The organism is Streptomyces sp. NPDC059917 (assembly GCF_042730635.1).
Lineage (GTDB): Bacteria > Actinomycetota > Actinomycetes > Streptomycetales > Streptomycetaceae > Streptomyces.
In genome coordinates this window covers 1-9789 of record NZ_JBHWLC010000145.1, presented here as the reverse complement: position 1 = coordinate 9789, position 9789 = coordinate 1, and the positions used below count along the sequence as shown (strand labels likewise).

The 9789-nt window shown below is 71.9% G+C and carries 9 protein-coding genes; 2 read left to right on the top strand and 7 right to left on the bottom strand.

The window, feature by feature from the left end; translation table 11 throughout:
* Positions 1-37 precede the first annotated feature (37 nt).
* From ACFWAR_RS38410 to ACFWAR_RS38395, 4 genes are all read right to left on the bottom strand, one after another.
* Positions 38-841, bottom strand: coding sequence for a hypothetical protein (locus ACFWAR_RS38410; protein WP_385788075.1), 804 nt, complete (start codon positions 839-841; stop codon positions 38-40).
* 212 nt (positions 842-1053) lie between these two features.
* Complete coding sequence (locus tag ACFWAR_RS38405; RefSeq protein WP_385788072.1) at positions 1054-1626, bottom strand: dihydrofolate reductase family protein; 573 nt, start codon at positions 1624-1626, stop codon at positions 1054-1056.
* Positions 1627-1744: 118 nt separating this feature from the next.
* A complete protein-coding gene (locus ACFWAR_RS38400) occupies positions 1745-2890 on the bottom strand; it encodes a nitrate/nitrite transporter (RefSeq protein WP_385788081.1) in 1146 nt (381 codons plus the stop codon).
* Positions 2891-3030: 140 nt separating this feature from the next.
* The gene (locus tag ACFWAR_RS38395) at positions 3031-4590 is read right to left on the bottom strand and encodes a zinc-dependent metalloprotease family protein (RefSeq protein WP_385788070.1); all 1560 of its coding nucleotides are present in this window, start codon (positions 4588-4590) and stop codon (positions 3031-3033) included.
* A gap of 296 nt (positions 4591-4886) precedes the next feature.
* On the opposite strand from ACFWAR_RS38395, the gene ACFWAR_RS38390 reads away from it, so the two are divergent.
* Together ACFWAR_RS38390 and ACFWAR_RS38385 are read left to right on the top strand one after the other, a co-directional pair.
* A complete protein-coding gene (locus tag ACFWAR_RS38390) occupies positions 4887-5330 on the top strand; it encodes a tyrosinase family oxidase copper chaperone (RefSeq protein WP_385788067.1) in 444 nt (147 codons plus the stop codon).
* Positions 5327-6169 carry a tyrosinase family protein gene (locus ACFWAR_RS38385; RefSeq protein WP_385788064.1) on the top strand — a complete coding sequence of 281 codons (843 nt, stop codon included), beginning with the start codon at positions 5327-5329 and terminating at the stop codon, positions 6167-6169. The genes ACFWAR_RS38390 and ACFWAR_RS38385 overlap by 4 nt, the downstream gene beginning before the upstream one ends.
* 42 nt (positions 6170-6211) lie before the next feature.
* Here ACFWAR_RS38385 and tsaD read toward each other — a convergent pair whose 3' ends face one another.
* The 3 genes from tsaD to ACFWAR_RS38370 form a co-directional block, all read right to left on the bottom strand.
* The gene (gene tsaD / locus ACFWAR_RS38380; protein ID WP_385788078.1) at positions 6212-7270 is read right to left on the bottom strand and encodes a tRNA (adenosine(37)-N6)-threonylcarbamoyltransferase complex transferase subunit TsaD; all 1059 of its coding nucleotides are present in this window, start codon (positions 7268-7270) and stop codon (positions 6212-6214) included.
* A 121-nt stretch (positions 7271-7391) separates the two neighbouring features.
* Complete coding sequence (locus ACFWAR_RS38375) at positions 7392-9110, bottom strand: acyl-CoA dehydrogenase family protein (RefSeq protein ID WP_385788061.1); 1719 nt, start codon at positions 9108-9110, stop codon at positions 7392-7394.
* 44 nt (positions 9111-9154) lie between these two features.
* The gene (locus tag ACFWAR_RS38370; protein ID WP_385788058.1) at positions 9155-9721 is read right to left on the bottom strand and encodes a PadR family transcriptional regulator; all 567 of its coding nucleotides are present in this window, start codon (positions 9719-9721) and stop codon (positions 9155-9157) included.
* Between the last annotated feature and the right edge of the window lie 68 nt (positions 9722-9789).

The window sequence follows — 9789 nt, the reverse complement described above, 5'->3', positions numbered from 1 at the left end:
CCCTCCCGGCGGCGGGAGGGCGTGCGCGGCGGCCGGATCAGAAGAGGTTGCCGTAGTAGGTCAGGATGTTGGGCAGCGAGCGCAGCGTCTTTTCGTGTTGCGGGTGGTTCTTGAGGAGGAAGCGGATGCGGCCCGCGAGGTCCGCCTGGCGCGCGGACTTGAACCCGGCCTTCTTCAGGATGTCGCAGAGGATCGTGATGTTCGTCAGGTCCTGGTGGCCCACGGCCTTGGGACACAGGGTCGCGACGACCCCGTTCGTCCACTCCGTGGGGAAGAGGTCCTGCGTGCAGTCGCCCGCGTCGATGCCCTTGAGCCACGAGCTGCCCACGATGGCCGACGAGTGGACGTTCTGCCCGATGATCAGGGTTCCGCCCGGAACGCTGATCGTGCCCAGCGAGCTGAGGGTCGGCATCAGGGAGGCCACCCATCCGGCGTGGCAGTACGGGGTGCCCCAGACGATGGACCCGAACGCCCCGCTCTTCGAGATCGCCTTGATCGCCCCGGTCGGCGTGCGCAGGTCGCCGCCGTAGGAGTGCGTCCAGCTGCTGACCCCCTGGGCGCTCAGGGCGGTGTAGCCGCCCGCCTGCTCGTCGGCCACCACGCCGACGATCTGCTGGGCCGTCGCGTCCACGTCGGCCGGCTTCTGCACCCAGGCCTTGAGCGGGTGGTCGGGGCTGGAGACGTAGAGCCGGCCGCCCGTCCCCACGCGGAACTGCTGGCGGCTCTGCTGGACCGTACCGAGGACCGCGACGCTCTTGTACAGGAGCGTGCCGTTGCTGTCCGAGAAGTGCTTGACGTTGAACTCTTCGGGGGACTCGACGGGCTCGACGTGGGTGCTCACGCGGTTCCTTTCGTCCGAATACAACGGAAACCAGGGCGAAGCAGGTGAACTGACGACATGTTCGCCACAGCCGACGTCACCGTACAGCGCCCTGGTCCACCGTCGACCCGGATCGCGCAAATCCCTTTTCGAGGACGGGAGTTGGGAGTCCTCCTGTGTCTACAGGGGCACATGTCCCCGGTCGGAGGGGCCTCTTCCGGCTGTGCGCCGGATCAACGGACCACGTCGAAGACGTTCTTCTGCAGACCGTTGGCGTAGGCCTCGTGCTCGACGAGCTTCAGCTGCTGGGTGTCCTTGTCGGTGGAGCTGAACAGCCGCTTGCCCGCGCCGAGCAGGAGGGGGAAGACGAGCAGGTGGTAGCGGTCGATCAGCCCGGCGTCGGACAGGGCCCGGTTGAGGGTGGCGCTGCCGTGGACGATGATCGGGCCGCCCTCGGTCTCCTTCAGGGCGGCGACCTCGTCGAGCGAGCGCAGGATCGTGGTCTCGCCCCAGTTCGACACCAGGTCGCCCTCGGCGAGGCCGGTGGACACGACGTACTTCGGCATCGCCTTGTAGTCGGCGAAGTCCGCCATGTCGGGCCACACCGGGCTGAAGGCCTCGTAGCTGGTGCGGCCCAGCAGCATGGCGGTGGCTTCCCGCTGCTCCCGCCCCTTGATCTCGAAGGCCTCGGGGAGGAACTCGACGTCCTTGAAGGTCCACCCGGAGTTCCGGTAGCCGGGCTCGCCGCCCGGGGCCTCCACGACGCCGTCGAGGGAGATGAAAGCGGTGCTGATCAGGGTGCGCATCGTGGTTCCTCGGTGTCTCGTGTGCGGTGTCGTGCCCTCGCGGTCGGCGCGCGGGCGGACCGTTCGCACGGCCGCCGCGTCCCCCACCACCTTGTACGACCGCGGATCGCGGCGGAACTCATCGGTCGGGATCGGGGCGCTGCGTGCGCATGCGGCCGTAGGCGTACACGCACCCGGCGAGGGCGAGGTCGGACAGCAGCATGAAGCCGATCGAGTACGAGCCCTTCGCGCTGTAGATCCCGCCCATGACCAGGGGCGGGACGAAGCCGCCGAGCCCGCCCACGGCGCCGACGATGCCGGTGACGCTGCCCACCTGGGCCTGCGGGGTGACCTGCGAGACGAGGGCGAAGACGCTGCCGCCGGCCGCGCCCAGTCCGGCGGCCATGGCCAGCAGCGCGATGGTGGCGACGGGGGCGATCGGCGGGTCGAAGGCCTGGACGACGGCGAAGAGCGCCACGACGGCCAGCGCGACGGCCGTGACGAGCGCCGGGTGGAAGCGGTCCGAGAGACGACCGCCCAGGGGCCGGAAGACCACGGTGACCAGGGCGAACCCGGCCGCCCTGGCACCGGCGTCGGTCGGCGTGAGCGCGTACCAGGTCTTCAGGTAGGTCGGCAGGTAGACGCCGAAGGCGACGACCCCGCCGAAGCCGATGGCATAGAGCGCGGACAGCTCCCAGGTGATCCGCAGCCCGCCCGCCCGGCGCAGCCGGGTGGCGAGCGAGACGGTGCTGACGGCCCGGTCGGGCCGGTCCGTGATCAGGGCCGCCGCCAGCGCCGCGTATCCGGCGAGCGCGGCGGCCACGACGTAGAAGGGCAGGTTCTCCCCGTGGGCGGCCATGCGGGGGGTGAAGTAGCCGGAGCGGGCGACGCCGCCGGTGCCCATGCCGAACACGCCGAGCGCGAAGCCGCGGCGCCCGGGCGGGAACCGGGAGTTGACCAGGGGGACGCCGATCGCGAACGTCGTGCCGCCCAGGCCGAGCAGCAGGGCCACCGCCAGGAGCGGCACGTAGTCGTCCTTGACCACGACCAGGAGGAGCACCGGCACGACGGTGAGCGCGGACACCAGCGGGAACATCAGCCTCGCGCCGTAGCGGTCGGTGAGCGCGCCGACGGGGATCCGCCCGACGGAACCGACCAGGACCGGGATCGCGACCAGCAGGGACTGCTGCACGGAGCTCAGCCCGAGGCGGTCCTTGTACCCGGTGGCCAGCGGCGCGATCAGGTCCCACGCCCAGAAGGTCAGCGTGAAGCCGAGCGTCGCCATGATCAGGTTGCGGTACGGGGCGGCGGAGCGCCGCTGGTCGGTGTCCACGCCCCAGTCAAGACGCGGGGTGTGCCCACCGGCGCGCCGGGTTGGGCCGAACGGGTTCCGGGCCCGCCCCCGTCGGGCGGGCCCGGAACCGATCAGGCCTCCAGGAAGACCGCGCGCAGCGTGTGGGCCGCGTCCATGGTCACGTTGACCTGGCTGCTCGGGGCGTACTGCCGGCCGTCGTAGATCCAGGCCGCCAGCCGGTAGCCGGGCGCGGGGGTGGCGGTGACGCCGACGACCGTGCCGGGCTTGTACGGGCCGTAGACCGCGGGTCGGATCGTGCCGCCCTCGCTGTCCTCCAGGGTGAGGGCGTAGCGGGTCAGGGGCGTGGTGAGGGAGCGGTAGCCCGCCACGATGGGGGTGGTGAGCCGGGCGAGCGCCGCGTTGTTGTTGTACCGGTCGCCGAGCGGCTGGCCGTCGACGGAGAGCGCGGGGTTCGAGTAGACGTTCTCCGTGTGGCACGCCTTGCGGCAGGAGGTGGCGTACGCCATGAGCGAGGTGTGCTGCTCGTCGGGCGAGATCCAGCCGGTGCCGTAGGGAGTGTTCAGGTCGTTGACCCAGCTCCCGTCCGGGACCTGCATGTCGAGGGTGCGGCGGTCGTGGAAGAGGCCGAGGTTGTGGCCGATCTCGTGGCCGAGGTTGTACCAGCCGGTGAGGGAGTCGAAGTCGACGACGGAGAAGGCCAGGCTGTCGTGGAAGTTGCCGCGCACGGGCAGGCTGCCCTGGCCGGAGGAGCGGCCGGGGACGCTGTTGACCACGGTGACGAGGTCGACGCCGTAGCGGCGGCGCACCTCCGCCGCGGTGGCGCCGAGCTCCTGGTCCCGGGGGTTGCTCAGCTTCCCCCACATCAGGGCGGACTCGTTCTCGCCCCGGTAGTGGGTGTTGTAGGTGCCGATGATGTCGATGCTGGCCGCGACACCGCTGTCGGCGAGGGCCTCGTTCATCTTGCGCTCGGCCCAGTTGATGGTGTTGATCACCTGCTGCTCGCCGCCCGCCCGGTCGATGGCGAGCTGGGTGAAGCCGGCGACGACGTCGATGACGACGGGGTTCGTCGTGGCGGCCGCGGCGCGGCCGGAGAGGGAGGTGCGCGGGGCGTTGCGGGCGGCCGGGTCGACGGCCAGCGCGTCGGGGGCGCGCCGCGGCCGCTTGTTCGGGTCCTCCTCGGTGATCCGGGCGCGGGCGGGGTGACCGGGGCGGGTCTCCAGGCGGTAGACGCGGTCACCGAGGTCGGCGACGACCTTGGCGACGGGCACGGCGGACCGCTCGCCCTCGGGGGTGCACACGCCGCGCAGGGAGACGATCACGCTGGACTGCGGGTTGCCCGCGACGTGTCCGGACCAGGTGCGCGAACCCTGGTCGTCGTCGGTGCCGTCCTCGACGGCGGTGACGCGCACGTCGCCGAAGAAGTCGAAGCTCCAGCTGCGGGGCGCGCCGAAGGGTGCGGGGGTGCACAGGGCCCGGAAGTCCGCGAGGTCGAGGGGGACGGTGCGCGCGCGGAGCACCTCCGGCCCGTCGCCGTCCGCGGGGGCGCGTACGGCGGCGGGGGGTGCGGCGGTCACGGCGGTGGCCGAGGCGGCCGTGAGGGGCAGGGCGGCCACGGCGGCCACGCACAGCGCGAGGAGACGGGTGCGGCGCGAGGGGCGGGGTGAGGTCATGGCGCACACGAAGCCACAGCGGGTATCGCACAGGTGGGCGACATGCCCGGTGCGGGGAGTCGATCACCCGGGCGACACGGGAGGTCCACCCGGATGCCGGGGCGGGGCCGCCGGGTGCGACGGCCGCCGCTTCGCGTACGTCGGCGAACGCCCGCCGCCCGCCGAATCGTTACTTCGCTCCGCGTCCGAGAAGGAGGTAAATCGACCGAAAGTAGCCTTGCCTTGGGCGGGGGACCCGCTGCGGTTGCCGGGGCCGCCGATCAACTGGCGGCGCCCTTCTGATAGTTCTTCGGGCCATGAAGAAGATCACCCGCCGGCAGGCCCTGAGCATGTCGGCCGGCGCAGCCACCGCCATCGGGCTGACGAGCGCCTGCTCGTCCTCGTCGTCCACCGAACCGGCCGTCGTCCCGGCCGGCGGCGCGGCCGCTTCCGGCACTCCGGGCGCCTCGGGCGCCGCCAAAGCCATCACGCCGGTCGACGAGGTGTTCGAGGGCCGCCGCATACAGATATCGCTCGACACCTCGGGCCACCACACCGGTGGACACCACCTGCCGGCCATGCCGAGCGTCCGCATCGACGGCGTCGAGCTGCACCTGATGCCCAATGCCGACGGGAGTTGGATCACCGTGGTCAACCACTACGAGACCTTCCCCGACCCCGTCACGGCGGCCCGCGCCGCCGTCCGCGACCTCCAGGGCGCGATCCTCGTCCCGCTCGGCGCCAACGGAGACCCGGCATGACCGTCCGCAAGAACCAGGCCAAGCTGACCGCCGACGAGAAGCGCGCCTTCACCAACGCGGTGCTCGAACTCAAGCGCAAGGGCGTCTACGACCGCTACGTCAGTGCCCACAACGCCTTCCTGATGGGCGACAGCGACTTCGGCGCACGGGTCGGCCACCGCTCCCCCTCCTTCCTGCCCTGGCACCGCCGCTTCCTGCTCGACTTCGAGGCGGAGCTGCAGAAGGTGGACCCGAAGGTCTCGATCCCCTACTGGGACTGGACCGTCGACCGCACCCCCGGCTCCTCGCTGTGGGCCGCCGACTTCCTCGGGGGCACCGTCCGGGCCCGCGACGGGCAGGTGCTCGACGGCCCCTTCGCGTACTCGGGGGGCAAGTGGGCCGTCACCGTGGGCGTGGACCGGCGCACCTACCTGCGGCGCGTGCTCGGCGGCAGCAAGCAGCTGCCCACCAAGGACGAGGTCAACGCCGTGCTGAACCTGGCGGAGTACGACACCGCCCCCTGGAACAGCACGTCGGGCGGCTTCCGCAACAACCTGGAGGGCTGGCGCGGCACCAACCTGCACAACCGGGTCCACATGTGGGTGGGCGGCCACATGGCCAGCGCGGCCTCCCCCAACGACCCCGTGTTCTGGCTGCACCACGCCTTCATCGACATGCTGTGGGCCGAGTGGCAGGGCCGGCACCCGAAGTCCGCGTACCAGCCCGCCACCCGGACGCCGGACGTGGTCGACCTGCACGGCACCATGCGGCCGTGGAACAACGTCACACCGGCCGACATGCTGGACCACCGCAAGTTCTACACCTTCGACACCGAGAAGCCGGCGCCCGGACGGCCCTGAGGCCCGACCTGCCCGCGGGAGCGCTCTGGTGCCGTGACCGCACTAGGCGATGCGCGCGGACGGGCGGGCGACGGGGTGCAGCGCGGCGTACTCCAGCGGTGCGGACGGGTCGATGGACACGTCGAGCTGCGCCGGATCGGCTCCGGCCCGCACCAGCAGGTCGCCGACGGCCGCGATCATCGCCCCGTTGTCGGTGCACAGGGTCAGCGGCGGCACCCGGAGTTCGACTCCGGCGGCCGCGCAGCGCTCCTCGGCCAGGGCCCGCACCCGGGAGTTCGCCGCGACGCCGCCCACCACGACCAGGGTCCGTACGTCGTACGCGCGGCAGGCGGCCAGCGCCTTGCGGGTCAGGACGTCCGCGACGGCCTCCTGGAGCGAGGCGGCGCCGTCGGCGAGCGGGATCTCCTCGCCCCGCAGGCGGTGCTGCTCCGCCCAGCGGGCGGCCGCGGTCTTCAAGCCGGAGAAGGAGAACGCGTACGGGGCGTCCCCCGGCCGCGTCAGCGGGCGCGGGAAGGCCACCGCGCAGCCGTCGCCCCCGCGGGCCGCCCGGTCGATGGCGGGCCCGCCGGGGTACGGCAGTCCGAAGACCCGGGCCACCTTGTCGAAGCACTCCCCCGCCGCGTCGTCCACGGTGTCGCCGAGGTGCAGGATCGGGTCGCGCACGAGGTCGCGCACGAGCAGCAGCGAGGTGTGACCGCCGGAGACGATCAGCACCATGCACGGGTTCGGCAGCGGCCCGTGCTCCAGGGTGTCGGCCGCGACGTGCCCGGCGAGGTGGTGCACCCCGTACAGCGGGACCCCGGCCGCGTACGCGAGGGTCTTCGCGCCCGAGAGCCCCACCTGGAGGGCGCCGGAGAGCCCCGGGCCGGTCGTGACGGCCACGGCGTCGATGTCGCCCAGTCGCAGCCCGGCCTGGTCGAGGGCCTGCTGGACGACCGGGTTGAAGGACTGGAGGTGCGCCCGGGCGGCGATCTCGGGCACGACCCCGCCGAAGCGGGCGTGCTCGTCCATGCTCGATGCCACGACGTGCGCGAGCAGCCGGCCGCCGGAGACGATCCCGGCTCCGGTCTCGTCGCACGACGACTCGATGCCCAGCACCACCGGAGCGCCCACGGCGACCTCTTTCGCACATACATCGTTCTTGCAATTGATGTGCAACAAGATACCCGGGGCGGGACGGCCCCCGCGCACGGGCGGGGGCCCTCACCTCGGCGCTACGGCGTCACCGCCCCATCTCGTAGGCCCCCGACAGCGCCTCCACCCGCGCCCAGACCCGGGCCGCGCGGGCCTCGTCGACGACCGGGCGGCGCACGGCGCCCAGCGCCCAGGCCTGCTGCGCCTCGGTGGCGGAGTCCTTGCCGTGCAGTTCGACGGCGTGTCCGGAGAAGTCGCGCACGAGGACGGAGAACAGCTCGTCGAGGACGGAGGCGTCCAGGTCCGTCAGCGCGGCCTGCTCCAGGATCAGCTGGCCGTACACCACCAGCGCGAACAGCTGGCCGACGGAGAGCAGGAAGTCGAGGTCGCGGCTCTGCGCCTCGTCGGGGGCGATGGTGGAGACGAAGGCGCACAGGGCGTCAGCCTGCTCGCGGAAGCGGGCCACGTTCGGCACGTCGGCGTAGCCCTCGAAGGCGGCGCGCCAGTCGTGGAAGCGCACGGAGCCCAGGCCCCGGGCCGGGCCCTGCCGGAAGAGGAAGTCGTCGTCGGCCGCGTCGAGGCGGGGCGCGACGGCGGGGTACTCGACCGGCTCCAGCAGGTGGTTGCGCATGAACTTGAGGATCAGCGCGAGGTTGACGTGGACGGTGCCCTCCAGCTTGGGCAGGCTCCGGATCTCGACGGCCGCCTCGGCGAAGTAGGTGTCCTTCTCGAAGCCCTTCGCGGCGATGACGTCCCACATCAGGTCGATGACCTTCTCGCCCTCCGTGGTCACCTTCATCTTCGTCATCGGGTTGAAGAGCAGGTACCGGCGGTCGTCGGGCCCGGCCGAACGGAAGTAGTCGACGGCGCGGTCGCTGAAGAGCTTCATCCCGACGAGGCGGACGTAGGCGTCCGCCAGCTCGCGGCGCACGTGCGGGAAGGCGGTGACGGGACGGCCGTAGAGGATGCGGTTCTGCGCGTGGGTGACCGCCTCGTACATGGCGTGTTCGCAGATGCCGATCGAGGCGGTGCAGAGGTTGAACTTGCCGACGTTGACCGTGTTCAGGGCCGCGTCGAAGGCCGCGCGGCCGGTGTGCAGGACGTCGTCCGCGGACACCGGGTAGCGGGCCAGGCGGAACTCGCTGACGTACTTGGAGGAGTCGACGACGTTCTGCACCACCTCGTACGCCGCGTGGCGGCTGTCGGCCGCGAAGAAGACGTACCCGTCCGGGCCCTCGACGTCGGTGCGCCGGCCGAAGACGGAGACGAGCCCGGCCGCGTTGCCGTTGCCGATGTAGTACTTGGAACCGCTCGCCAGGAAGCCGCCGTCACCGTCCGGCTCCAACAGCATGTCGGTGGAGTAGATGTCGGCGCCGTGGGTCCGCTCGGACAGCCCGAAGGCGAACACCTCGCCCTGCGCGAGGAGTTCGGCGGCGCGGTCACGGGCGGCGGCGTTGTCGCTCTGCCAGACCGGACCCAGGCCGAGGATGGTGACCTGCCACGCGTACCAGTAGTCGAGGCCGTAGAACCCGAGGATCTCGTTGAGGGCGGCGATCCGGGCGGTGTCCCACCGCTGGTCCGGCTTGCCGGCGGCGGCGGCCGGGGTGAGGAAGGTGGCGAACAGCCCTTCCTCGGCCGCGAAGGCGAGGAAGTCGCCCAGCCAGGCGCGGGACCGGTAGTCCTCGATCAGCCGGCGCTTGCCGCGCGCCTCGAACCAGTCGACGGTGGCGCGCAGCAGCCTGCGGGTCTCGGGGTCGAAGTGCGCCGGGTCGTAGGTGCGCGGGTTGAACAGCAGGGAGTCGGCCATGGAGTTCACCTTCGAAAGGGAGACGGGAGGGGAGGTGGGGCGGCTCACGCGGACCCCGGCGCGGCGCCGAGCCGGTGGAGCGTGGCGAGGACGTCGTCGAGCCAGGCGAGCGTCATGCGCTCGTAGGCGATGCCGCCGCGCAGTACGACGTGCTGGAGCTCCCGCCCGGTGTCGAGCGGGGCCGGGGCCTCGGGGCCGGTGAAGTCGCGCAGCTCCCCCGCGAGGTAGCGCGCGAGCCGGTCGCCGTGGACCTGGTGGTGGCGTTCGACCTCGCGGACCAGCGCGGCCGGGTCGTCGAAGGCCGCGCCCCGGATCTTCACGGCAAGGTCGTGGCGCAGGCTCTCCGGCTCGATCGGCTGGTGCAGCCACTGGGACAGGGCGGCGCGACCGGCGGCGGCGACGGAGTACTCCTTCTTGTCCGGGCGGCCCTGTTGCGCCACCTCCCGGGAGGTCAGCAGCCCGTCGCCTTCCATGCGTCCCACCACGCGGTAGATCTGCTGGTGGGTGGCGGTCCAGAAGTAGCCGATGGACCGGTCGAACCTCCGGGCCAGGTCATAGCCGGAGCCCGGCATCTCCAGCAGGGAGACGAGAATCGCGTGGTCGAGCGCCATGCCCCGATCTTGCTGTGCAACTCGTTGCATAGACAAGTGCCGGCGCCCGGGTGAGACGCGGCTCACCC